Below are 23,934 nucleotides of genomic sequence, written 5' to 3' on the forward strand. Positions count from 1 at the left end.
TCCGCCGACGCCCGACCTCGAGACGAAGCCGGGCGCCGGTCGTCAGTCTGCGCCGCCGGGCCTCCGCACCAGCTCGAGCCCGGCGCCGGCGAACTGCCGGACGCTGGCATCGGGCAGGAACGCTCGGGTCAGGGCGGCTCCGATCCGGGTGAGGTCGGCTTCGTCGCGGTAGAGCAGGTAGAGCTGCTCGAAGCGCGGGTTGAACTTGCCCTTGAACCGATGGAGCGACTGGAAGCCGTACACCGGCTCGAGCACCCTCGACAGCAGCTCGGAGAGCTCGGCGATCCTCCCGGCGTCCGGCGGGTAGTCGTGGGTCAGTGGCGCGCCCGACAGCGACATGATCTCCGCCCCCTCCTCGGCGAAGCGCTGCGCCGACGAGCCGATGAGGAACTCCATCACGGGCCCGAACCCGTGCTCGCGGCGGCGCATGAGCTCCAGCGTCCATCCGCGGATGCCGGCGTCGCCGTAGACCGGCAGCCACGACAGGAACCCGTCGACATCCCCCTTCGGCGAGATCGCGAGCGCGAGCCGCACCTCGGGGTCGGCGGCCTCGTCGAGCGTTCCGAGGGTGAAGCCCATCTCGGGAAGGTCCTTGTCGCCGACCCACTGCTCGCTGATGGCCCGCAGTTGGGCTCGGATGCCCCAGCTCTCGTCGGCCAGTCGCGTCAGGCGGAACTCCATCCCCTCGCGCTCGGCTCGGTTCAGCGCACCGCGCACCGCGGCCCACCGCTTGCCCGAGAACGCGAGCCCCTCGAGGTCGACGATGGTGTCGTCGGCGACGACCAGGCTGCGCCATCCGTCGGGAACGGCCGCCCGGGTGGCCTCGCCCGAGCTGAAGAAGCAGGGCACGAGCCCCGCGTGCTCGGCCATGTCGATGAACTCCAGCACCGACTCGTCGCGCGATGCGGCCGGTCCGAGCGGGTCGGCGAGCACGAGCGCGACGCCGGCCCGGCGCTGGTAGGCGACGATGCCGGACGACGTGCGGGCGTACTGCATGTGCGGCCAGGTGGTCATCCACGACAGCGTGCCGCCGCCGTGCGCGCGGAGTTCCCGTGCGACGTCGTCGCGCGTCGGCGCGGGCGCGATGCCGAGCTCGGACCGGCGCCCCGCCGCGAACGCCCGGCGGACGGTGATCAGGTAGACGGCCATCATCAGCCAGAGGATGCCGGTGGCGATCGCGACGCCGGCGTCGCCGCCGATCACGGCGTCGGCCTCGGCATCGCGGAGCACGGTCAGGAGCAGCACCACGAGCGCGACCGACACCAAGAAGTTGAGCAGACCCCAGATGACCGTCAGCACCCAGGCCCAGCGTCGACCACGCACCAGGCCGTTGGTGACGATGAGGATGACGGCGACGTCGAGGGCGAGGTCGACGAGCGAGCCGCCGGCTGGCTCGGTGCGACCGAACGGGCCGAAGGTGGGCGCGAGCGTGGTGAGCAGCACGATGGCGCCGAGGGCGAGGCTCGCGATGCCCGCGATGATCCGCTGCTCGTGCACGGTCGTCCGCTGGACCTTCAGCGACCGGTCGACGACCAGCACGAGGCCCACGGCGAAGGCGTGCTCGAGGTCGGCGAGGCTCCCCCAGAACAGCAGCGTGACCACACTGAACGCGATGAGCACCAGCCACGCCCGCACCCGCCAGGGCTGCACGAACAGCCCGACCGCGGCGGCGATGCACGCCACGGTGCCGCCCGACGGCCCGACATCGAGTACGGTGGCCTCGAGTTGGGCCCACGGCCACGGCAGCAGGGCGGCGAGCCAGAGGAACAGCGCGCTCGCGAGGATCGCGAACAGCTGCCCGACCCAGAAGTACCCGAGCGCGGTGCGCGTGCCGCGCTTGATCTCGAGGAACGCCATGCCCGCGAAGCTCGCGATCGCGAACAGGTAGACGACAGGATGGTCGACGAAGAACGTGCCGGTGATCGGGGTCCAGAACTTGCCCTCGGCGAAGGCGGGAAGCCCGTAGGCGACGCTCTCGAACAGCGGATGGTCGACGAACGGCGACCACAGCGCCCCGGTCGCGAGCCCCGCGATGAGGATGACCGCGACCGTGGCGATCGTCGCGGGCGCCTTCGTCACGATCGCGGCGAACCGCCGTGATGTCTCGGCATCGGTCGCCTGTGTCGTCGCCATCGCTTCCCCCGGGTCGCGCTCGCCTCCCCCGACCCTAGCGGGAGGCTCCCTGCGCGCCGGGGTGGTGACGCCCGACTGGCGCCGGAAGGCAGACGGCTGCCGCACGCGGCGCACGAGTACGACGAACGCCCGGCACCTGATGGGGTGCCGGGCCTTCGTTGCTCGTTGGACGAATTGTCGCGGTCGGGGCGGGTGCCGGACGCCGAATTCCGTCCAAGCGGGGATATGGGGGCGGCGGAGGGGCGGCGCACGCCCGCCGGCCCACGCCAAGGACTCCGAACCATGGTGACATCGCCATCCGGCTGCTGGACGAGGCGGTGCGACCGCGCCAAAATTGGCGTGCGACGACCAGCATCGCCGGGGGAAGGGCGCTTGTCATGTCCGAGTATCTGAAGGAATGGTGGAAGCAGCCTTGGGTGCGCTGGGACCACCTCGCACCGCTGCAACCGAAGCTCAGCGTGACGGATGTCTCGCCGCGCGAGGGGTGGCCCGGAACCGTCGTCGAGATCCGCGGTACGCGCTTCGACGCGAATCGCGACGCCGACGTTGTCATGATCGGCGGCGATCGAGCGCTGGTCCTCGAGGCCTCCGCTGAACGGCTGCTCGTGATGGCAGGCGAGCAGACGCAGAGCGGACCGATCACGGTCGAGGTCGCCGGCAAGCTCGCCGACGGCGGCGAGTTCAGCGTCCTCGACTGGCCCGACCCCGATGACCCGACGACACACGGTGCACCCAGGTTCTTCCATGGGCCGCAGGACGGCACGCCTCAGACGAACCGCACGAATCAGCGGGTCATGACGATCATCACCTACCCCACCGACCACGATCCGGGCGGCGCAGTGGCGCGGGCGAATCTGCGGACCGACATCATCAACCGCGTCGACACCGCCCGTGACTACTGGAACCGAGCCTCCTACGGCTCGACGACCTGGTCCGTCGACGTGACCGACTGGGTGCCGCTCCCCCAGCCCCGGCGCACCTACTTCTGGGAGCAGCGGGACATCGATGACGCCCGCCTGCACTACCTGTCCCTCGCCCGGACGATGATCCGTGACGGGTCGAGCATCATCACCTCGACGAGCGGTGCGGGGTTCATCCCGATCGACCATCCGTCGCCGCTCTCGTGGAGCTTCCTTCTGGGCAAGGCGCCTGACGCCACGCCCGTCCGCGCTCTGAAGCGGGTCGGGTCGACGCTGTACGTCGGAACCGCCGGAGGTCGCTTCGCCGTCTACGACGCGTCCACTCCCGGCTCGGCGGTGCTCCGGGGCGCCGTCGACCTCGGCAACCCGGTGTGGGACATCGACGTCACCGGCACGACGGCGTTCGTCGCGCTCGGCCCAGGCGGGATCGCGAGGGTGGACGTGTCGAATCCCGCTCTGCCGTCGGTGCTGGCGCCCGGGGTCGGCACCGGTTCGAACTGGACGACGCGCGTCGCCGTCGCGGGCGGTCGTGTGTACTCCAACCGCGGGGCGACACTCCGGGTCGACACGATCTCGGGCGGAGGCGGGCTCACGAACCTCGCCGCTCTCGGACTCGACGAATGGATCACCGACATAGTCGTGGCCGGAAGCATCTGCGCGGTCGCGACGGACGGCGCGGGCCTCGTTGCGGTCGAGGTCACTCCCGGCGGCGCCGTCGTCCGCGGCGAGCATGCTGAGCACCCCCACCTGCGCTCCATACGGCTCGCGGGTACGCGCGCGTTCGCGGCGGCGTCTGAGGATGGGCTCGTCGCCTACGACCTCAGCAATCTCGCTGCACCGGTGAAGCTGGGAGTGAGGAAGTTCCGCAAACCTGCCTATGCGCTGAGCGTCACCGGCGATGAAGCAGTGGTCGCCGTCGGCTCGACCGTGCTCGTCTCGGTGAAGATCAGCGACCCGACGAATATGGCAGTGAACGGTACCGAGCTCGATTCGGGCTCCGAGGGCGACCTGCCCGGTCGCCGCGCCGCGCTGCACCTCGCCATCGACGGTCAGAACCTGATCAAGGACGCGAACCGCTTCTACGTCGATGCTCTGCGAGCCTGGTACGCCACCACGGGTCGTTCGATGGCTGATCTCGATTCCTACGAGGGCGTGGTGGTCGTCGTGAACGGCCCGTTCCTCCGTGGACAAAGCGGACTCTCGTCCGGGTTCGACGCTGGAGCCGGCCGCATCGAGAACTTCAACGCCAAGAAGGGCGTGTTCTACGTGGCATCCAACTTCACGTGGGACCGATTCGCTCACGAAATCGTCCACTGGCTCGGCATCTCCGACATATACGAAGAGGCGTTCTCGAACGGCACCATCCTGGCGGGATCGGCCGAGGCGTGGTGCATGAGCGGCCTGCATCACCTCGGACCGCTGTTCAGCGCACAGCGCACCGCCGACATCCTGAAGTGGTGGACCATCGGCGACGCGCCGTCGGACAACGTGAAGCAGCTCACCTGGTCGGCCACCACACAGCTCGACCAGTCGTTCGACCTGGTCGCTCACGGCGCGACAGCGGATGCTGCGAGCGACCGCTGGCACGCGCTGAAGCTCGTCGCGGCGAGTGGGCTCGCGTACTGGGTCGAGCTCCGGCAAGCCAGTCCGCCTGGCCTCCCGTTCGACCAGAATCTGCCGGTTCCTGCCGGTCAACCCGGTCGCGTCGTCGTGATCCGCGCGACCGAGGAGAAGAGCGTGCTCAACAATACGTTCGAGCGGCCATTGCAGCTGATGGGCGCGCTCAGAGAGGGCCAGCAGGCGGTGGATGCGATCCGCAACCTCGTGATCACGGTCGAGTCGGAGGTGCAACCCGACCCGCTCGTCCAACGGGTCCGTGTGCGCTGGAACCAGCCGATCCCGGACACTCCGGACGGCACGTTCGACATGACGATCACGCCGTGGAATCTCACGACGTACGAGACGGTCGATATCTGGATCGATTCGTCCCGTGGTCCGGCGGGCACCTACGACTTCCATGAGGAAGGCGACCCGGGACGCCCGATCCTGAGCGGCGACCGACCGTGGGTCGGCCACGACAACACGATCCACGCGCGCGTTCGCAACACCGGCCCCCAGAAGGCGGAGCACGTCTGGGTGTCGTGCTACATCACGCAGCCGCCGGGCATCGGCGACAACGGCGATTGGCAGTTGCTCGAGACCACAGAGGTCGCCGAGATCCCCGGCCACGGCGAGGTCGTCGTCGATTTCGCATGGCGACCGAGCGTCGCAGCGCATACCTGCATCTCGGTCGCCGTGCTGCCGCAGCTCGGCGAGATCGACGTCGACAACAACTTCGCACAGGAGAACGTGGCGATCTTCGACAGCCCGTCGAGCTCGTCTCACAAGCCGGTGATCCTCGCCGCCGAGGTGCGCAGTCCGTTCACCATCCTGAAACGGATCGACCTGATCGTCGACCGCCTTCCCGAGGGATGGCACGCCGTCGTGGATACCTCGCACGTCTGGCTCGAGGACCATGCATCGGCGCCCGTCCGTACGATCATCTGGACGGATGTCGAGACCTGGGGCCTCGAGTTCGGCCCCGGCGAACGGCTCGCCCTCCCGACGGTGTCAGGGTGGACGCGTTACGTCGACGAGTACCGGTCGATCGGCGGCATACTTGCCCCGGTGCGCGCGGTGCCGGGCGTCAAGATCGACTTCGGGCTCGAGGCCGGCGGTGACGCGCTCTACGTATGGGGCGTACTCGAACCGGGCGCTTGGGATGTCCCGATCGTGGTCGAGATCGTCGACGAACACGGCGAGACCTGGAGGCTGTACACGACCAGCGAGTCCGACGGGCGGTTCCACGCTTCGACGCCCGACGACGGCATCACGTTGGAGCCGGGCACCTACAGCGTCCAGGTGTTCACCAGCGGCAGTCCGAACGCAGCGGAGACGGAGTCGGCGATCCAGGTGGTCGACCTGACGTAGCCGCCCGAGTGTCGAGGGGTCCATCCTGCTCATGCACGTGCGGTCCACGCCACCGAACGACCGCGTCCCGGGCTTCCGCGGTCGATGTCGCAGAAGCCCGGGATGTCAGCAGGAATCGAATCGCGCCGTCCCGAGGCGGTGCTCCACTCGCGCAATGTTCGGGAGCGAAGCGCAGCCCGTATGCGACGAGTCCCGGGAACTGGTGCGTCAGGCAACCAGTTCCCGGGACTCGCGGGTGTTGGAGTGTCGATAGCGCCGCTGCGCGGTGATCCTCGACCCCAGTTCGGGCTACGCCGCCTGCGCCAGGTCCACCGTCGCGTTCGGCACGGATGCCACGACGAACTCGCCGTCGGCGGCATCCACCCGCACGCCCTCGCCGTCGCCGAGGGCGCCGGCGACGAAGAGGTCGGCGATGCGGTCGTCGATCTCGCGCTGGATCAGGCGACGCAGCGGACGAGCACCGTACTCGGGCTCGTAGCCGCGCTCCGCGAGGAGCGCCACCGCGGCATCCGTCACCTCGAAGCCGATCTCGCGCGCGGCCAGCCGCGACGAGGTCGCACCCAGCATCAGGCGCACGATCTCAGCGATCTCGGCCGACGACAGCTTCTGGAACAGCACGATCTCGTCGATGCGGTTCAGGAACTCCGGCCGCATGGCCTCGCGCACCTTGCCCATCACGCGCTGGCGCACGTCGTCCATCGACGAGAAGCCGTTGGCCGCAACATCCGCCGACGCCACGAACCCGAGCGCACCCGACCGCGACGCGAGGAACTCCGAACCGAGGTTCGAGGTCATGATGACCACCGTGTTGCGGAAGTCGACCGTGCGACCCTGGCCGTCGGTCAGGCGTCCGTCGTCGAGCACCTGCAGCAGCAGGTTGAACACGTCGGGGTGCGCCTTCTCGATCTCGTCGAACAGCACGATCGAGTACGGGTTGCGCCGCACCCGCTCGGTGAGCTGCCCGGCCTCGTCGTAACCGACATAGCCGGGAGGGGCGCCGACGAGCCGCGACACGGTGTGCCGCTCGCCGAACTCGCTCATGTCGAAGCGGATGATCGCGCCCTCGTCGTCGAACAGCGACGACGCCAGCGCACGCGCCAGCTCGGTCTTGCCGACGCCGGTCGGTCCGAGGAACAGGAACGAGCCGACTGGCCGCTTCGCGTCGCCCATGCCGGTGCGGTTGCGCCGCACCGAGCGGGCGACGGCGGTGACCGCGTCGTCCTGCCCGATGACCCGGGCGTGCAGCTCGCCCTCAAGGTTCGCGAGACGCTCGCGCTCGCCCTCGGTGACCCGGTTGACCGGGATGCCGGTGGCCCGCGAGATCACGGCGGCGATCTGCGCCTCGTCGATGACGGTCGAGGTCGCGGCAGCGCCATCCGCCGAAGTCGAAGCGGATGCCACGGCACGGCCCTGCGCGGCGGCGCTCTGCTGACTGATCTTGGCGGTGGCCTCGTCGAGCCGCTCCTGCACCTTCTCGATCTCGTCGCGGATGCGCGACGCCTCCTCGTAGTGCTCGGCGCGGACGGCCGCGTTCTTGTCGGCCTCCAGGTCTGCCAACCGCGAGATGAGGGCGGAGACATCCACCTTCACGCCCAGCTTCAGGCGCAGGCGCGCGCCGGCCTGGTCGATCAGGTCGATCGCCTTGTCGGGCAGCACGCGGTCGGTGAGGTACCGCGCAGAGAGCTCGACGGCGGCGCGCAGCGCCTCGTCGGTGTAGGTGACGCCGTGGTGCTCCTCGTACGCGGGCCGCAGGCCCTGCAGGATCAGCACGGAGTCCTCGATCGAGGGCTCCCCCACGCGAACCGGCTGGAACCGGCGCTCGAGCGCGGGGTCCTTCTCGATGGTGCGGTACTCCTTGAGCGTGGTCGCGCCCACGAGGTGCAGCTCGCCGCGGGCGAGGCGGGGCTTCAGGATGTTGCCCGCGTCCATGCCCTCACCGGCGCCGCCGGCGCCGACGACGGAGTGCACCTCGTCGACGAAGACGATGAGCTCGCCCTTGTGCTCGGCGATCTCCTCCATCGTCTTGGTGAGGCGCTCCTCGAAGTCGCCGCGGTAGCGGGTGCCGGCGAGCATGGCGGGCAGGTCGAGTGCGACGACGCGCTTGCCGAGCAGTGCCTCGGGCACGTTCTCCTCGACGATGGCGCGGGCGAGGCCCTCGACGATCGCGGTCTTGCCGACGCCGGCCTCGCCGATCAGCACGGGGTTGTTCTTCGTGCGACGGCTGAGGATCTCGATGGTCTGCTCGATCTCGTCGGCACGGCCGATCACGGGGTCGAGCTCGCCGTTCATGGCGCGCTCGGTGAGGTCGAGGCCGAACTTGTCGAGCATGGGCGTGGCGGACTCCTCCGTGGGTCGAGTAGGCGCGCCAGCGCCGTATCGAGACCCCTCGTCCGAGTCGACATCGGATGCCACGTGCTCCCCCAGGCCGGCCGCGAGCGCCTCGGCGGTGACGCCGGCGCGCGCGAGCACCTGCCCGGCGGGGGCGTCCTGCCCGAGCACGAGCGCGAAGAAGAGGTGCTCGGGGTCGATGTACGTCGACCCGCTCGAGCGTGCGACCTGGTACGCGTGGAACAGCGCGCGGCTGGCCGACGGGGTGATGGTCGCCGCGTTCGCGTCGGCGGTGTCGGATGCCGCGGGCAGCCGCGCCTCGGTCGCCGAGATGATGCGCTCGGGGCTCGCGCCGACGCGCGTGATCGCCTGCGCGACGGACTCGTCCTCGACGATGACGCGCAGGATGTGCAGCGCGTCGAGCTCGGTCTGTCCGCGCTCGAGCGCGAAGCGTCCGGCACGCTGCAGGATGCTCTGGGTGCGCGAGGTCAGGAACCGGCTGAGGTCGATCGACCGCGCTTGCCTGGCCTGCTCACCCGCGAGGTAGCGGCTCAGGAACTCGTCGAACGAGCTCGAGCCGGCCTCGTTGAAGTTGTCGGGCACCTAGTCCTCCTGGGGAACTTGAGTTGGGTACGCTCAAGTTCAACGCGCGGGGCGCTCGGATATTCCAGACGCCAGTCGCCTTGCGGGACTGCGGCCCTTCGTTGGGACGATCGTGCAGGCAAACGAGAGCGCGTACTGATCTCGGCCATCCCCGCAGGAGGACAAGGTTCAGAGCTGGGCCACTTTGATGGGCGCAGCGCGCAGTCACCGTGCGGAGCCATGGGTCGACTCGCGGTTCACGAGGGCCCACCTGCCTCGTCAGACTGGTTTGGCTTAGGACACGGTCAGATATGGCTCACTCGGAGGCTCGAACAGCGAGATCAGCCGCACTGCTTCGTGCTGTGGGTTGCCCTTCTCGTCGTACCATTCCACTTCCATTAGCGAGCCGTAATGCGCCGCATTTTGATTGGCGGAGAGCTCGAACGTGCCGGATGCTTCGCCCGAGAGGTCCGCCCAGTATCCCGCGCTTACGATTTCCGTTTCTCCATTCGTCGGCTCAATACGAACGCCTCGAGCAATGCTGTCCGGCATTCGGTTCTGAAGGACCATCGCGGCCGTTGCGCCCTCAGCCGATCGCGTAGCTTCCACGACTTCGATCCGCCATCTCGGCGCCGGCCGGGGAAGCGACGCCGCTGCTTCTTGGGCGGCCATCTCTTTTCCCAACTGGACGCCTTCCAAAAGCGCAGCTTCTCGTACCCTATCGGCAGCGGCCCGGATCGATGCGGGGGCAAGGCGAACGTTCTGGGAGTGGCGATCCCCATTTCGATCTACCCAGCTCACATAGAAGGTGACGCCTTCGACTCGCCCCCGTTCGGTTGCGGCGCCCTTGAACCATCGTCCTTCGGCACCCCCGGGGCCATCGGAACCAAATGGCCCCCTCCAGAAGACGCTCGCCTCCAGAACAAATAGGTCGGGGTCGCAGGACAGCTCCACGTCGTGGACCTGATGGCCGTGGTTGTATAGCCAATGGAGCCCGTGCTCACCACGCATGTCGCGCGACTCCACTCGCCAACTGGGTTGAGGAACCGTCGCCCTCTCGGCGGCCACCTCTTCGTTACGGCGGTCGTAACCGACCTTCAGCAGCTCTTCTCGCTGGCGCTCGGTAACGAGTCGGATCTTGCTAAGCCACGCGAAACCCGCGGCGATGCGACCCCAAGTCCTCGCACGCCAGGACGTGATGAGGAGGGACATCAACAGCAGCGCCACACTCAGCCCGATCACGATACCAACCGCGTAAGCCCACCACGGCCAGCCGGCTTCACTCGCCCACCCGTCGAGCACGCGCGTCACGACCCAACCGACCAGCACACCAGCGCCACCAAGCGCAATCTCGAACAGAGCGTTTTTGTGCGTTCTCTGCGGCGGGTTCACATTCACAGTCCGAGATTACCGACGGCCGAGGATGTACGGACGGGTGATGGGGCATTCCGAGAGGGTCTGTCCAGATCCGACTTCATAAGAGCTGCATCCCGTCTCGCCACCTGGTCACGCCGCGACCACCGCAACGTCGAGAACACGCGGTTCGAGGGAGTAGTCGGTCGACCGGGAAGCGCGCGGTGTGTCCCGCCGTGTCTAGCTCAGAGTGGTTCGACGCTCCGGCGGGATCTGAGCCACCTCAGCGCAGAGCGACTCGAGTTCGCTGCTGACGCAGAACTTCCCTGAAAAGCCTTCGAGTAACTGAGTTGATCGCTCACGCACTATTGCGCCGAGGATGGCGCTGGTCGGATCCAGGGACACCGCAGCCGTAAGGTCGGCGTGGCGAGTGAGGAGCTCGGCGAGCTCTTCCACGGTCAGGCCTGCCGCGATCGCCCAGTCCGCAGCGGTATCAGCCAGTCGTCGCCGGTCGGTGGGAAGCGCACCCTCGCCGAAGAAGTCAACCAGCTTCTCGAGGACAGAGGAAGCAAACACAAACCGCTTGGGGATCTCGATCGTTTCATGATCAGCGATCGAAACTCCCTCAATATCGTCGATCATTCTATCGACAAGTTCGAGCATTCCGCGAAGCTGCGCGACCAGACGGAAATTCTTCCATGAATACGATTGACCCTTATAGTCGAAGTCGTGAGTGGTCATATCGAGCGCATGCTGGAGGGCCGTCGTGAACTGAACCTCGCACACGATGTCCGCAAGGTCGGGATTCCGATCGAGGTAATCCGGCGGCGGCTTCAAGAGCAATTTCGGCTCGCGGTATCTGAAGTCCGTTGGCTCGACCGCCCGCGTCGGCTCCTCTACGAGCGTTAATCCGGCACCCTTCACTATTGACAGAGCTTCTTGGACCTCCCGCCTATAGAGAACCACAACCGTAACGCCGACCAAGTCTTTTAGTGAGTCAACTCCATCATATTTGCCAGTGTGAAGCTTCTGGAGCGTACTAGCCGCGGATTTGGGCCTGGCTGTTACGGATACCAAATTCAGGTCGCTTAGGTCGTTCTCGATGCGATCCTTCATGAATTTGACAAGCTTCGTCAATAGTGGTTCGAGCAGCTCGAATCGGGCGGAGAGCGAAGCAGGGATCATTCTTGCCCCAGGAGTACCCGCTTCAACGTCTCGGCGCGCGCGATCCGGTTGGTCGACTTGTTGGAGCCTTGGCGTGCGGCGAGGTAGTACGTCCTAGCACGCTCGGTCTCTTGAGCTTCCAACTCCTCCTGGAACCGTTGCAGGCGTTCAGCTGCAGCAATCGGATCGATAGCTCCCAATTCAAGAACATCGAGAACGGCTGACCATAGGGAGTAAAAATCGGCGACGTTGCTAAATCTCGTTGCACCAAGCGGGAGGTGGTCGTTCAGGTCTTCGAAGAACCGGCGAGCACTGCGGAATCGGACGTCAGCGTGGGTTTCGCCCTCGATTTCGTCGTCCCACTCGGAATATACCCTGTCCAGATAGTCCTTGCCGTCTTGGATCCCTCGTGCGGCGATCACATATAGTTCCGAAACGTACTCAACGTCGAGCATTCGGCGCCTGCGGGCCGGCGTGATTAGACCGATCTGATCCCAGAATGTGTCCTCAGCAAATGTCTCCATCTTCGTCACAAATGCCCCGCCGTACTGTGCATGGCGCAGTTCCTGCTTGTTTAGGCGTGAGACGTTGCGGTTGAGCCGATCAAACGCTTGATTGAGTTCTGCTGCCGTTGCATTTGTGACCGTCTCAACGGTGAAGAGGTAGCTCAGCACTCTCGTCCGGACTTCGCGCGGCAAGTCGGAATAGTATGTATCCTCCAGCTTGAGGTCGGATAACGTCTCCGGAGTGGCGAATTGGTCTTGCGTGAACATGATCAACGAAGTGAGTCGCTGCTTTCCGTCCAGGACTCGATACTGGGTCGGCCCGTCGGGGTCGATGGCCACATCCACAAATATTGATTGCGTTGGATAGTTGCGAATAACGGAATCGATGAAGAATTGGCGATACTCGAGATTCCAAACGCTACGACGCTGGTAAGGCGGATCGAGTTCCAATTGACGGGCAGAGTTAAGATCCAGGAACCAGCTAGCAGTCTGCGGGCTGGGAGTTCTCTGGAAAGGACGGACTTCGGACACCGTACTCCTCGCGATAGGTTCGCCTAGTCTGGCACACGGCAAGCGTCGCCACAGCCTGCGCTCGGTACAAATCCAGGTCACGGCGGTCCTGAGAACGAATCGAGGAGGTGCCGCCATACATCGCGCGCGCAACGTCACTCATCGAAGGCGCTGGTCCCTCGTGGTGCGCGTCGTGCTATGGCAGAACCGGCCGGCCTGCATGGTCGTGAGATGCAAGATACAGGTAGTGGCCTCGTGTTGCGGTTATGAAGTCGTCCGCCAATTTCGCGATAGTTGCAACCCATCCGATTCGTACCTGCAACTGCAGCGCTACGCTACCGTGTTCGTCAGGACCTGCAAGCTGCCGCCGCTCACTCAAGTTGTAAACAACCGGACGACTGCCATGCGCCATGCCGCTGCACAACTTCCATGCGTTGAGTGCGCTGAGCGGGTGGGGCGGAAGTATCGATCCCGATTCGCGCAGCATTGCCGTTGTCGTTGGCGGCCGAGTCAGCTTCCGTTGTCGAAGTTGCGGGATCTCATCCTTGATTTGAATTAGACGCTCCTTTCGAGCCTCGGAAGGAAATTCAAGCCCAAGATTGCGAATCGTGTCACCGAAGTCTTCGGCATGACCGTAGGTGATCTGCATTGCACGAAGAAGCCGCTTGGCCTTAGGGCTCGGCAGAATGAGCCAATGCGCCCATCCGGTGGCCTCGATGCTTCCGCGCAACTGGCTATAGAGGGCAAACGATGGCAGTCCGCTGTTTCGGGGGTCTTCTAGTGCCGCGAGCGCGACATCTGTTACGGCTTGCAGGTTATCTCGGGCTACCCCGTCGTAGTGACGAACGAGGTGGCTGGCCGGCTCGTACGGGACGAGCTGATCCTCAACCGCCAGAATTGAACCCGGACTCGGGCGTGAGAGGTCTTCTAGCCCGTGCATACGGAGACCAATTCGTTCGAGCACCGCCATGCCTCGGTGGATATCCTCGTCGGATTCGAGGCTTTCGGGGCTAGTTGTGGCCATGATGCGACCATAGCGGGCAACCAAGTCGCGTTGCCTACGCGAATGCATCGCGGTCACCGCCTGAGCGCACATTCGGACGCGGTAGCGGCTTCGGCATCCCCTCGAACGGCTGGGAAAGAGCACCTCCCGAGCACGGATAGTCGGAGGCGATGGAGGCGCATCCACGCCGCCCACATCGGAGACCGGCCGCAGCACGGAGTGTGCAGCCCGGCCGCGCCCGCTCCACCGCGTCCAAGCACCCCCTCAACACGGGGGAGTCCGCCTGGCTGCGTCGGTGCACGGCCGAGACCACGCGCGTCGACGCCGGCCACACCGTCGGCACGGCCACGAGATCCGGGTGCAGCGGCGGGCGCCCCATCCGCGGCATCAACGCCACGCCGAGCCCGGCGCGCACGAGCTCGAGGTGGTTCTCGAACTCCATGGACTCGTGCACGATGCGCGGCGAGTTCGAGACGCCGTCGAAGAGGCGCCGCAACCACTGGCGGCAGATCGTCGAGTCGAACGTCGCGATCCACTGCTCCTCGGCGAGGTCGAGCGGGGTCAGTTGGGAGCGGTCGGCGAGCGGGTGCTCGCGGCGCAGGAGACGTCCGCGACATCCGTGAACACGGGCGTCTCGACCAGGTGATCGGGCATCGCCAGCGCGACCCCGCCCCACCGGTGCACGATGCCGAGGTCGCGCTGACCCGACGCGGCCAGCACGGTCGTCTCCCGCGGCTCGCTGACGCGTCGGCACCCGCAACGCCAGATGCTCCTCCCGCAGCCGCGGCAGCACCTCGATCAGCAAGCCCCGGAACGGCTATCCGGCGCGCGGCCGCGCCATCCACCCGCGGAGCCCGACCCGCGAGATGCAGATCGGCCCTCGATGTGCCCCAAGTCGGCGAGCACCGTCGCCGACGACGTGACCAGGCCGAGTCTCGGACGGAGATGCCGCGCAGGCAAGCGTGCGCCATCCGTGTACTATAAACGTAGTAACCCGCACCGACGAGGGAGTCGTCATGCGTGCACCAGAACCTCACCGTCACTCGACCGCCGCACCGGCGGATCTCGCACCGCCGCTGCCCGAGGCATCCGGGTTCGACGACCTCATCGTGGAGACCCCGGGCGTGCGCACGCACGTCGCCACCGTGGGCGACGGTGAACCCGTCGTCATGCTCCACGGCTTCCCGCTGCATTGGTGGCAGTGGCATCAGGTCGCGCCGCTGATCGCCGAGCAGGGCTACCGCGTGATCTGTCCCGACCTTCGCGGTGCCGGCTGGACCGAAGCCGACGACCCCGGCATCGAGCGCGAGACGCGACTGCATGACCTGCTCGCCCTCTTCGACGCGCTCGGCGTCGAACGTGCGCACCTCGTCAGTCACGACATGGGCGCGATCACCGCGATGCAGCTCGCTTACACCCACCCTGAACGCGTGGGGAGGGCGGTTCAGCTCTCGGTGCCGCCCGGGTTCATCTCGTTCAGCCCCGGACTGGTCGCCGCCTTCCGGCACATGCCGAAGCTGCTCTGGCATCGCCCCGGCAGCTCGCTCCGGGGCGTATGGGCCGATCAGTACAACGCGAGACGGACGCCGGAGGCGGAGATCGACGCGCATCTCGCGCCCATGCAGCGCCCCGCCATCGACCAGGCGGTCCGCGCGCTCTACCGAGGCATGGTGATCCCCGAGTCGATGCGTCTGAGCCGTGGCGTGTACAAGCGGATGCGCCTGACCGTCCCGACGCTCTTCGCCTTCGGCCGGGTCGACACCAGGTTCGACGAGGAGCTCATCCACCGCCTCTGCGCGAATCCCGAGCGATTCGCCGACGACGTCGAGTTCGCGTTCGTCGACGACGGGGGCAAGCTCCTCCCCGCTGAGGCACCTGACGCGGTCGCGAGCCTCACGCTTGACTGGATTCGGCGAGCCGACTGAGCTCGACCCGCCTCCCCCGACCCGGTCTGCGAATGCCACGGCGAGCGGATGCCACGGCGCCACGCGCGCCCGTGCGAGACTCGTCGACGTACGCGACGTGAAAGGCGCCGATGGCTGCAGCAACCAGGGAGCGAGCCCTCGAGGCGGCGGTCGAGGTCCTCGGCACCGATGGCGTGCGGGCACTCAGCCACGCGCGCGTCGACCAACGGGCCGGGCTGCCCGCAGGATCGACCTCGAACTGGTTCCGCACCCGGCGGGCCCTGCTCGCCGGCATCATCGACTGGATGGCCGAACTCGAGCGCGCCGATTTCGCGCCGGAACTGCTCGAGCAGCCGACGCCCGACTCGATCGCCGAGGGAATCTGCGCCGTGCTGCTCGTGCAGACCGGCCCCGCCGCGACCCGCACTCGCGCGCGCTACGCCCTCTTCGTCGAACTCGCCGCCGACCCCGAGCTGCTCGAGCCGCTGCGCCGCCAGCGTCGCGAGTTCGAACGGTGGACCGACCGGCTCGTCGCCGCAGCCGGCATCCCCGACCCCGTGCCGGCGGCACGCGCCCTCATGGCGCTCGGGGATGGGCTGGTGCTGCACCGACTCACGGTCGACCCCGAACTCGACGTGCGTCCGGCGGTCGACCGCACCGTGCGGGCGCTCGCGGCGACGGCGTGAGCCGCCTCGTACTCGACCTTCATCACGTCAGCGGAACACCGCCGCCACGACGCGGCACCGCATGGTCACGGTCACGCGAGCGGACGGATGCGGGCGCGAACCCACGCGGCGACCGCGTCGAGATCGACCGCACCCGCCGCGACCTCGCGGAGGAACTGGTCGGCCTCGCCCACGTCATCGACCACGAGGTCGAGTTCGTTGAGCTCGAGGAACGCGACGGTCACGAACCACGCCAGCCGCTTGTTCCCGTCGGCGAGCGGATGGTTGCGCATCACGGCGAGCAGGAGCGCCGCGGCCTTCTCGTCGAGCGTCGGATGCACCTCCTCGCCGAACACGGGCATCGGTGCGGCAAGAGCCGAGAGCAGAAGATTGCGCCCGCGAGCGCCGTCCTTGAAGTGGAATCCCTCGTCGTCGAGCAGCGCCTCGACGTCGTCGGGGTCGAGGTACTCGACCTCGCGACCCGCCGTCACCGGGCGAGACGCTCGAGCAGTTCGGCGTCGCGGGAACGGACTCGATCGAATGCCGCACGCGTGCGGGCGGACTTGTCGGCACGAGCCGCGAGGTCGTCGAGCGCGATCTGCACGACCTCGGTCTTCGAGCGCCCGAACTTCGCGGCCAGGGCCTCGAGGAGCTGGTCGTGGGACTCGTCGAGTCGCAGGGTCATCGCCATGGCAAGGTCCTTCCGTCGACCACCATCGTACCGCTTGGTATCAGGCTGATACCAGAATGCGGATCAGGCTGCGAGATCCTCCTCGTCGCAAGGGAAGGCGTCGGCCCGGAGAGAGAATCGACGGATAGCCAATCCCGACCCGCTCGACCTCGGCACCTGGACGCGACGCGAGACCTTCGAGTACTACCGCGAGCAGGTGCAGTACACCTACGCCATCACCGTCGAGATCGACGTGACCGAACTCGTCGCGGCGATGCGACGCACCGGTCGGAAGACCTATCCCGCCCAGATCTGGGCGATCGCCACCGCCGTGAACCGCCACCGTGAGTTCCGTATGCGCTCACGGAGGCCGGCGCGCCCGCGACCTGGCCGGTCGTGCATCGCGCGTTCACGGTGTTCAACCCCGCTCGCGAGACGTTCGCCGCGGTCTGGACGCCATACGATGCGGACTTCGCCGCGTTCCACGATCGCGCGTCCGCGGTGGTCGCCGACGCGGCATCCGCTGACACGATGTTCCCGCAGGGCGAGCTGCCGCCCGACGTGTTCGACGTCTCGAGCGTGCCGTGGACGAGCTTCACCGGGTTCACGTTGCAGATCGACGGCGGCACCCGCCACCTGCTGCCCATCTTCACCATCGGCCGGTACGTCGAACGCGACGGGCGCACCCTCATGCCGCTCGCCGTGCGGGTGCACCACGCCTCGGCCGACGGGTTCCACACGGCGCGGCTCGTCGAGGACATCCGTCGGCTGATGACGGAGCCGGGGTGGATTGGGTGCCGCCACCGTCGTGGGTCGTGGGTCGTGAGCGGAAGGCAGCCGTCCTCGCCCGCCTGGGTGCGCGTGGCGGCGACTCGCACGACGAGGTGCTCCGATAATCTCGCAGCATGAGTCGGCTTGAGTCGGTTCCGCCGCCTTCGGCGAAGGCACGTGACGCTCGAACTGGACGACGGCTGTTCTATTGGGCCGCGGCGGTGTTCGGTGCTCACCTCCTCCTTCTGGCATTCGGCCTCCTTGAGGCTCTCGACGCAGTCGACTGGTCGTCCGAGTTCCAGTTGATCACAGGGTCGCTCGGGTACATCGTGCTGATATGGCCGGTGCTCGCAATCATGGCCGCCGTGGTGTGCGTCATCGCACTCAAGGGCCCTTTGCCGGACGAAGTCCAGCGAGCCACGAAGATCAGCCTCATCGGATCTCTCGCGTTGATCGTGATCGGACCCGTGATCATCTTCGTGACCCTCAGGGTGTCCTATTCACTGGCGGGGTGGTGATCCTGCACGGGCATTCGGCGCTCGAAGCGTTCCTCGCACCACAGGCGAAATCGCGAGGCTTCACCAAGAGCTCCCGACGTCGTCACGCCCCGTCGGGCTGCCACGCCGGGCCGACGCCCTCCGGGTAGAGCCACTCCCGTTCGGCGGACTGCTCGGCGGCCACGTCGAGGAAGCCGGCGACCGCGGGGCTGAGCGGCTCGTCGCGCCACGCGATCGACCACGGATACAGGGGCTGCAGCTCTTCGGGGCGGTGGATCGGCAGGCCGTGGTCACGGTAGCGAATGGCGTACGACTCGAACTCGAGAAGGTGGGCCGCGTCGGTGACGCGATGCATCCTGGCAAGGCACTGCTCGAAGGTTCCGGGGTTGCCGAGCCACCGGAACGTGGTGCCGAGCCGGTGCTCGAGCGCGGCGAGGTACTGGCCGTGGACGTTGAAGGTCGCGGATCCCGTCGGATCCCCGAAGACCTCCAGCGGCCGGTCGTGGAGGGAGACCGAGTCAGCGGGCGGATCGCCCGGTCGGCCCACGAGCCAGAACGGTTCGAGGCGCAGCAGGCGGTGCGACCACCCGCTGGGGTGGTCGGCCGTCATGGCCGGGGTGATGCGGATGATCGCGACATCCAGCTGTCCGTTGAGCAGGGCGTCCAGTTGACGCTTGCTGTCCATCGAATTGGCGATCACCGGGACCGCCGGGAACCGGTCCGCGAAGGCGTCGGCGACGACCCGGCTCGAGTCGAGGTCGAAGATGTGCGCGATGCGGATGCCGGGATCGTCGGGACGCGTCATCCGCTCCGCCTGCGCGATCAGCACGCGCGCATCGCGGAGGAATCGCACGCCCTCGGCCGTGAGCGCGACGTGCCGGCTGTCGCGGGTGAGGAGCCGGAAGCCGAGGTCGGATTCGAGGCGGCGGATCTGCTTCGACAGCGCGGGCTGGCTGAGGTGCAGCTTCGCGGCGGCGCGCCCGAAGTGCAGTTCGTCGGCCAACACGACGAAGTAGCGCACCGATCGCAGATCGAGGTCCATCCGCCCTCCTCCCCCGAAGCGTGGCCCTCTTCCGCGATCCATGCAAGATCGGTTATCGATCCGCGTTCGATCGGTCTTGGACGGGAGGGGTGCGGCGGGTGTGTGCTGATCCTGTCCCCGAATGCAAGGAGCCTGATCATGGCCGAGAACCGTCCCGTCGTCTTCATCCACGGCCTGTGGCTGCACGCCACGAGCTGGGAGCCGTGGATCGAGAAGTTCCGCGCAGCGGGCTACGACCCCGTCGCCCCCGGGTGGCCCGACGAGCCCGACACCGTGGAGGCGGCCCGCGCGAATCCGGATGCCGTCGCCGACAAGGGCATCGACGAGATCGCCGCCCACTTCGCGGAGGTCGCCAACGGGCTCGGCGAGGAGACCATCCTCATCGGCCACTCGTTCGGCGGCCTCATCGCGGAGAAGCTCCTCGGCGAGGGTGTCGGCGCGGGGGCCGTCGCGATCGATCCCGCCCAGATCAAGGGCGTGCTGCCGCTGCCGCTCGCGCAGCTGCGGTCGGGCTTCCCCGCGCTCGGCAACCCCACCAACCTGCACAAGTCGGTGGCGCTCACGAAGCCGCAGTTCCGGTACGGATTCGGCAACGCCGTCAGCGAGGAGGAATCGGACGCGCTGTTCGAGCGGTGGACGATCCCGTCGCCCGCCCGGCCGCTGTTCCAGGCCGCCGCCGCGAACTTCCAGATGCACTCACCCGCCGCGGTCGACACCAATCGCCATCCGCGTGGTCCGCTGCTGCTCATCTCCGGCACCGCCGACCACACCGTTCCCGATGTCGTCACGCGGTCCACGCTGAAGCAGTACCGGGATGCCATGACGATCAACGAGCTCCAGCAGTTCGAAGGGCGCGGGCACTCGCTGACGATCGACAGCGGATGGAACGAGGTCGCCGACGCCGTGCTCGCGTGGCTCAAGACCCAGGACCTGTGACGTGGACCTCGCGCTCGATGGTGCCGTCGCGATCGTCACGGGCGCCGGTCGGGGCATCGGGCTCGCCGTCACCTCGACGCTCGTCGCCGAGGGTGCGCGGGTGCTCGCGGCATCCCGCACGCTCACCCCGGCCCTGCTGGAGCTCGCGGAGAACGGGGCGGTGGTGCCGGTGGCCGCGGACCTGACCGATCCGGCCGTCCCCGACGCGCTCGTCGAGCAGGCCGCAGGGCTCGGGCCGCTCCGCGTCCTTGTGAACAACGTGGGTGGGGTGCGCCCGCGCACGGGGGGCTTTGCGTCAGTCACGGACGAGGAATGGATCGGCACGTTCCAGCTCGACGCCCTGACCGCGATCCGGATGACCCGAGCCGCGCTGGCGCCGATGCGGGCGGCCCGACGCGGGGCCATCGTGACCGTCGCCTCGGTCAACGCACGCCTGCCCGACCCCGCCGTCATCGACTACAGCGCCGCGAAGGCGGCCGTCGTGAACTTCTCGAAGTCGCTCTCGAAGGAGGTCGGTCGAGAGGGGATCCGCGTCAACACCGTGAGCCCGGGTCCGGTGGCGACCGACCTCTGGCTCGGCGACGGAGGAGTGGCGGCGACGGTCTCGGCCGCGGCCGGCGGCGGAGCCGGGGCCTCCCGGGCGGACGTGGTCGCGGGGGCCGAGGCATCCATGGTCACCGGCCGGTTCACGACCTCCGAGGAGGTGGCGGCGCTCGTCGCGTTCCTCGCGAGCGACCGCGTCGCCGGCAACCTCACCGGCGCGGACGTCGTGATCGACGGTGGACTCACGGCTGAGCTCTGACGCCCGCCACCGACCCGGGTCTCAGCTGCGCAGCCAGGCCCAGGCGGCATCCGGGTCCTCGAAGTACGCTGCCTCCTTCGCGTAGAACGGGGTGGCGAGATGGGCGAGCCACTCCTCCCATTTCTTGTTGCCCACGAGCGCCAAGCGCGCCACCTTCTCGTGGAACTCGCGACCGAAGTGCAGGTCGGAACCCCACGCGCCGACCTTCTCCCATTTGAATTCGGTGACGTCGAGCAGCAGCTTCACCGTGCCGTGCTCCTCGACCGCGGCCTCGACCGCGGGCGTCATCACGTCGTAGTCGGCCTTCGTCACCTCGCCGGACACGACGAACCCGAGGGTGTCACCGGTGCTGCGGTCGGACTTCGTGATGCTCATCGGAGTGCTCCGTTCTGTCGGCTTCGCTGCCCAGCCTTGCGTGCGGCGGCGGCGGCGTCGAGGGGTCGTTGGTCCCGGATGTGCATGCCGCCCGCCGGGGATCCGACCCGTTGCCTGCGAGGGAATCGGAGCTATTATGAGGTAGATCGAATATTGGGAGGCCACCGTGAGCGCAGGAACCCTCATCCGCGCCGCGCGGCGGAGCCGCAAGCTCTCGCAGCAGGCGCTCGGTCGGCGCGCCCGGCTGTCGCAGTCGCACCTCTCCCTGATCGAGCGCGGGCACCAGAACCCCTCGTTCGACGCGGTCGAGCGAGCCCTCCGCGCTGCCGGCCATCGACTCGTGTCGGTGCCGACCGTTCGAGACGACGCGGCGGCGATCGCCGCAGACATCCGCTTCGCCGTCGCCGACGGCCGTGAGGGAACCGCACTGCGCCGATTCATCCAGCTCAACGACAACCTCAGCGCCGAGCACGGCGCGGCCCGCTTCGCCCTGGCCATCTCACCGCCCGAGCCGACCGGCAGTCGTCAGTGGGATGCCGCGCTCGCCGCGCTGGTCGCCCACCACCTCGTCGCCGAGCAGTTGCCCGTTCCCGACTGGGCCGTGAGCACCGAACGCTCGCTTCGACGCCCCTGGGTGCTCGGCGAGGGCCCGTACACGCTGACGCCGTCGCCGGATCGGGTGCCGCCCGAGTTCGCTCGGCGCCGGGTGCTCGTCGACGCGGACACGCTCGTCAGCGCATGATCCGCTTCGAACGCGACGACCTCGTCGTCGGCATGAGCCAGCTCGTCAGCACGCTCACCGAATGCGGCGAACGCAGCGGCATCGGAATCGTGGGCGGCGCTGCGCTCGCGCTCCGCTACTTCGATCGCGAGTCCACCGTCGACATCGACGCACACCTGATCGGCGATCACGAGCTGGTCCTCGAGGCCGGTCGCACCATCGCCGAAGCCAACGGATGGCCCGAGGACTGGCTGAACGACCAGGCCGCGGGCTTCATCCCCAGCTACGGTCGCCGCACCACCGAGTGGGAGACGCTCTACGACGACGGTCTGGTCGTCATCCAGGTCGCCTCCGCCGAGGCGCTGCTCGCGATGAAACTCAGGGCGAACCGACCCGGCCGCGACGACACCGACATCGCCAAGCTCATGGTGATCTGCGACATCGGCACCGTCGACGCCGCCGAGGGACTGTACGAGGACTTCTACTCGGGCGAAGCGCTGCCCGATCGAGCCGCTCGGATGGTGACGAGGATCATCGACGTCGGTCTGCCGCCGAGGCCAGCGCGGCCGCCGAGGCCCGAGATCGGTCGAGGTGCGCCGAGATGAACCGTCGTCGGCGACGGCACCCACTACGGTGAATCCACCGAGAGGACCCGCATGCCCCGCCGAATCATCCGTCACGAGTTCGACCTCGCCGTCGCGCCCGAGATCATCGCCGGCCACCTCGCCGAGCCCCGCAACTACCTGGGCCTGTCGCCGCTCATCGTCGAGGTGCGCGACATCGCCGACGTCGATGGCACGACGCAGTACACCGCGGTCGAGCGCTTCCCGTTGCCGTTCGGGCGCCACCTCGACAACCACATCCGTGTGACGTTGCGCCGCGATGACGGCGACCCGGCCGGGCCTATCGTCGGCGGTGACGTGCGCAGCCCCGGCTGGGTGCGCATGCGCTACCGCTACGACATCACCGCTGGCGGCGCCGGCGCGCACGTCGTCGACGAGCTCGACCTGCGGGCGCCGTTCGGACTCATGCGCTTCGCGGCGGGCCAGGCGCGCAGCGTGCAGCTGGCGCGTGCCGCGATCCTCGCGGACCGGCTGACGGGCGCCCCGGAGATCGGTTGAGCTGAGCGCACCCTCAGTCGGCGTCGAGACCCGCCGCCCCGACACGCACCGCATCGAGCACCGCCTGCAGCGCGGGCGAGTCGGCCTGGCTGCGGCGGTGCACCGCCGCGACCCCGCGCACCGACGCCGGCTGCACGGTCGGGATCGCCACGAGGTCGTCGGGCAGTGGCGAGCGACCGAGACGCGGCACCAGCGCCACGCCGAGCCCGGCGCGCACGAGCTCGAGGTGGTTCTCGAACTCCATCGACTCGTGCACGATGCGCGGCGCGTTCGAGACTCCGTCGAAGAGGCGACGCAGCCACTGGCGGCAGATGGTCGAGTCGAACGTCGCGACCCACTCCTCGTCGGCGAGGTCGGCCGGGGTCAGCTCGGTGCGGTACGCGAGCGGGTGCTCGCGGCGCAGGATCACGTCCGCGACATCCGTGAACAGGGGCGTCTCGACGAGGTGATCGGGCATCGCCAGCGCGACGCCGCCCCACCGGTGCACGATGCCGAGGTCGCGCTGACCCGACGCCACGAGCGCGATCGTCTCCCACGGCTCGCTCTCACGCATCGGCACCCGCAGTTCCGGATGCTCCGCACGCAGCCTGGGCAGCACGTCGACCAGCAAGCCCCGCACCGCGGTCGAGAACGCCCCGATGCGCACCTCGCCCGTGATGCGGCGCGAGGCCGCGCCATCCGCCCCCGGCCCCCGGCCCGCGAGGTGCAGGTCGGCCTCGATGCGCTCGAGGTCGGCGAGCACGGTCGCCGACGACGTGACGAGCTGGCGGGCGGCATCCGTCAGCACGACCCCGCGACCCGCCCGCTCGAGCAGCGCGACGCGGGTGCCGCGCTCGGGGCGCTTGATCTGCTGCGACACCGCCGACGGCGTGAACCCGAGCGCGTCCGCCGCCGCCGCGACGCTGCCGTTCGTGGCCACGGCGCGCAGCGCGACCACGGCTTCGAGATCGATCATGCAGTG

Annotated in this window: 23 protein-coding genes and 1 pseudogene; 11 read left to right on the forward strand and 13 right to left on the reverse strand. The window is 67.9% G+C overall.

Annotated elements, in window-relative coordinates:
• Nucleotides 1-42 precede the first annotated feature (42 nt).
• Complete coding sequence (locus ACSJD1_RS05780; RefSeq protein ID WP_438854360.1) at nucleotides 43-2,133, reverse strand: bifunctional lysylphosphatidylglycerol flippase/synthetase MprF; 2,091 nt, start codon at nucleotides 2,131-2,133, stop codon at nucleotides 43-45.
• A 377-nt stretch (nucleotides 2,134-2,510) separates the two neighbouring features.
• Here ACSJD1_RS05780 and ACSJD1_RS05785 point away from each other — a divergent pair, with 377 nt between their 5' ends.
• Entirely contained in the window at nucleotides 2,511-6,023 is a 3,513-nt protein-coding gene (locus tag ACSJD1_RS05785; protein WP_438854361.1) for an IPT/TIG domain-containing protein, read from the forward strand.
• 288 nt (nucleotides 6,024-6,311) lie between these two features.
• Here the strand turns inward: ACSJD1_RS05785 and ACSJD1_RS05790 are convergent, their stop codons facing one another.
• The 7 genes from ACSJD1_RS05790 to ACSJD1_RS05820 form a co-directional block, all read right to left on the reverse strand.
• Complete coding sequence (locus tag ACSJD1_RS05790) at nucleotides 6,312-8,954, reverse strand: ATP-dependent Clp protease ATP-binding subunit (protein ID WP_438854362.1); 2,643 nt, start codon at nucleotides 8,952-8,954, stop codon at nucleotides 6,312-6,314.
• 273 nt (nucleotides 8,955-9,227) lie between these two features.
• Complete coding sequence (locus tag ACSJD1_RS05795; RefSeq protein WP_438854363.1) at nucleotides 9,228-10,331, reverse strand: hypothetical protein; 1,104 nt, start codon at nucleotides 10,329-10,331, stop codon at nucleotides 9,228-9,230.
• A 195-nt stretch (nucleotides 10,332-10,526) separates the two neighbouring features.
• Nucleotides 10,527-11,402, reverse strand: a complete 876-nt coding sequence (locus ACSJD1_RS05800; protein WP_438854364.1) for a hypothetical protein — start codon at nucleotides 11,400-11,402, stop codon at nucleotides 10,527-10,529.
• A gap of 65 nt (nucleotides 11,403-11,467) precedes the next feature.
• The gene (locus ACSJD1_RS05805) at nucleotides 11,468-12,487 is read right to left on the reverse strand and encodes a DUF262 domain-containing protein (protein WP_438854365.1); all 1,020 of its coding nucleotides are present in this window, start codon (nucleotides 12,485-12,487) and stop codon (nucleotides 11,468-11,470) included.
• A gap of 175 nt (nucleotides 12,488-12,662) precedes the next feature.
• Nucleotides 12,663-13,490 (reverse strand): hypothetical protein, encoded by an 828-nt coding sequence (locus ACSJD1_RS05810; RefSeq protein ID WP_438854366.1) that lies wholly within the window; start codon nucleotides 13,488-13,490, stop codon nucleotides 12,663-12,665.
• Between the two features lie 34 nt (nucleotides 13,491-13,524).
• Entirely contained in the window at nucleotides 13,525-14,070 is a 546-nt protein-coding gene (locus tag ACSJD1_RS05815) for a LysR substrate-binding domain-containing protein (RefSeq protein WP_438854559.1), read from the reverse strand.
• Nucleotides 14,031-14,189, reverse strand: coding sequence for a hypothetical protein (locus tag ACSJD1_RS05820; protein ID WP_438854563.1), 159 nt, complete (start codon nucleotides 14,187-14,189; stop codon nucleotides 14,031-14,033). Before ACSJD1_RS05820 ends, ACSJD1_RS05815 begins: the two co-directional genes overlap by 40 nt.
• 296 nt (nucleotides 14,190-14,485) lie before the next feature.
• Between ACSJD1_RS05820 and ACSJD1_RS05825 the strand changes: the two genes are divergently transcribed.
• A complete protein-coding gene (locus ACSJD1_RS05825) occupies nucleotides 14,486-15,394 on the forward strand; it encodes an alpha/beta fold hydrolase (RefSeq protein ID WP_438854367.1) in 909 nt (302 codons plus the stop codon).
• A gap of 110 nt (nucleotides 15,395-15,504) precedes the next feature.
• Nucleotides 15,505-16,059, forward strand: a complete 555-nt coding sequence (locus ACSJD1_RS05830; RefSeq protein ID WP_438854368.1) for a TetR/AcrR family transcriptional regulator — start codon at nucleotides 15,505-15,507, stop codon at nucleotides 16,057-16,059.
• Between the two features lie 71 nt (nucleotides 16,060-16,130).
• Here the strand turns inward: ACSJD1_RS05830 and ACSJD1_RS05835 are convergent, their stop codons facing one another.
• Both ACSJD1_RS05835 and ACSJD1_RS05840 read right to left on the reverse strand, forming a co-directional pair.
• A complete protein-coding gene (locus ACSJD1_RS05835) occupies nucleotides 16,131-16,529 on the reverse strand; it encodes a type II toxin-antitoxin system death-on-curing family toxin (RefSeq protein WP_438854369.1) in 399 nt (132 codons plus the stop codon).
• Entirely contained in the window at nucleotides 16,526-16,729 is a 204-nt protein-coding gene (locus ACSJD1_RS05840; RefSeq protein WP_155842860.1) for a TraY domain-containing protein, read from the reverse strand. The genes ACSJD1_RS05835 and ACSJD1_RS05840 overlap by 4 nt, the downstream gene beginning before the upstream one ends.
• A 196-nt stretch (nucleotides 16,730-16,925) precedes the next feature.
• Here ACSJD1_RS05840 and ACSJD1_RS05845 point away from each other — a divergent pair.
• The 3 genes and pseudogenes from ACSJD1_RS05845 to ACSJD1_RS05855 all read left to right on the forward strand — a co-directional run.
• A pseudogene (locus ACSJD1_RS05845) lies at nucleotides 16,926-17,006 on the forward strand (hypothetical protein); the annotation flags it as partial.
• A 98-nt stretch (nucleotides 17,007-17,104) separates the two neighbouring features.
• Nucleotides 17,105-17,617 carry a CatA-like O-acetyltransferase gene (locus ACSJD1_RS05850; protein WP_438854370.1) on the forward strand — a complete coding sequence of 171 codons (513 nt, stop codon included), beginning with the start codon at nucleotides 17,105-17,107 and terminating at the stop codon, nucleotides 17,615-17,617.
• Nucleotides 17,614-17,997 (forward strand): hypothetical protein, encoded by a 384-nt coding sequence (locus tag ACSJD1_RS05855; RefSeq protein ID WP_438854371.1) that lies wholly within the window; start codon nucleotides 17,614-17,616, stop codon nucleotides 17,995-17,997. Before ACSJD1_RS05850 ends, ACSJD1_RS05855 begins: the two co-directional genes overlap by 4 nt.
• 82 nt (nucleotides 17,998-18,079) lie before the next feature.
• On the opposite strand, the gene ACSJD1_RS05860 is transcribed toward ACSJD1_RS05855, so the two are convergent.
• The gene (locus tag ACSJD1_RS05860) at nucleotides 18,080-19,018 is read right to left on the reverse strand and encodes a LysR family transcriptional regulator (protein ID WP_438854372.1); all 939 of its coding nucleotides are present in this window, start codon (nucleotides 19,016-19,018) and stop codon (nucleotides 18,080-18,082) included.
• Nucleotides 19,019-19,156: 138 nt separating this feature from the next.
• Between ACSJD1_RS05860 and ACSJD1_RS05865 the strand changes: the two genes are divergently transcribed.
• Entirely contained in the window at nucleotides 19,157-19,954 is a 798-nt protein-coding gene (locus ACSJD1_RS05865; protein ID WP_438854373.1) for an alpha/beta hydrolase, read from the forward strand.
• A 1-nt stretch (nucleotide 19,955) separates the two neighbouring features.
• The gene (locus tag ACSJD1_RS05870; RefSeq protein ID WP_438854374.1) at nucleotides 19,956-20,756 is read left to right on the forward strand and encodes an SDR family NAD(P)-dependent oxidoreductase; all 801 of its coding nucleotides are present in this window, start codon (nucleotides 19,956-19,958) and stop codon (nucleotides 20,754-20,756) included.
• 21 nt (nucleotides 20,757-20,777) lie between these two features.
• On the opposite strand, the gene ACSJD1_RS05875 is transcribed toward ACSJD1_RS05870, so the two are convergent.
• Nucleotides 20,778-21,131, reverse strand: a complete 354-nt coding sequence (locus ACSJD1_RS05875) for a SpoIIAA family protein (protein WP_438854375.1) — start codon at nucleotides 21,129-21,131, stop codon at nucleotides 20,778-20,780.
• Between the two features lie 166 nt (nucleotides 21,132-21,297).
• Here ACSJD1_RS05875 and ACSJD1_RS05880 point away from each other — a divergent pair, with 166 nt between their 5' ends.
• Genes ACSJD1_RS05880 through ACSJD1_RS05890 form a run of 3 tightly spaced genes read left to right on the forward strand, consistent with a single transcriptional unit; the run spans nucleotide 21,298 to nucleotide 22,973 of the window.
• Complete coding sequence (locus ACSJD1_RS05880) at nucleotides 21,298-21,873, forward strand: helix-turn-helix domain-containing protein (protein WP_438854376.1); 576 nt, start codon at nucleotides 21,298-21,300, stop codon at nucleotides 21,871-21,873.
• Nucleotides 21,870-22,457 carry a hypothetical protein gene (locus tag ACSJD1_RS05885; protein ID WP_438854377.1) on the forward strand — a complete coding sequence of 196 codons (588 nt, stop codon included), beginning with the start codon at nucleotides 21,870-21,872 and terminating at the stop codon, nucleotides 22,455-22,457. Before ACSJD1_RS05880 ends, ACSJD1_RS05885 begins: the two co-directional genes overlap by 4 nt.
• Nucleotides 22,458-22,508: 51 nt before the next feature.
• Nucleotides 22,509-22,973: an SRPBCC family protein gene (locus ACSJD1_RS05890; RefSeq protein ID WP_438854378.1), complete on the forward strand. Its 465-nt coding sequence runs from the start codon at nucleotides 22,509-22,511 to the stop codon at nucleotides 22,971-22,973.
• 13 nt (nucleotides 22,974-22,986) lie between these two features.
• Here ACSJD1_RS05890 and ACSJD1_RS05895 read toward each other — a convergent pair whose 3' ends face one another.
• The gene (locus ACSJD1_RS05895) at nucleotides 22,987-23,928 is read right to left on the reverse strand and encodes a LysR family transcriptional regulator (RefSeq protein ID WP_438854379.1); all 942 of its coding nucleotides are present in this window, start codon (nucleotides 23,926-23,928) and stop codon (nucleotides 22,987-22,989) included.
• Between the last annotated feature and the right edge of the window lie 6 nt (nucleotides 23,929-23,934).

The sequence above is a fragment of the Agromyces excoecariae genome (genome assembly GCF_051715505.1).
In the GTDB taxonomy this organism is placed as follows: Bacteria; Actinomycetota; Actinomycetes; order Actinomycetales; family Microbacteriaceae; genus Agromyces.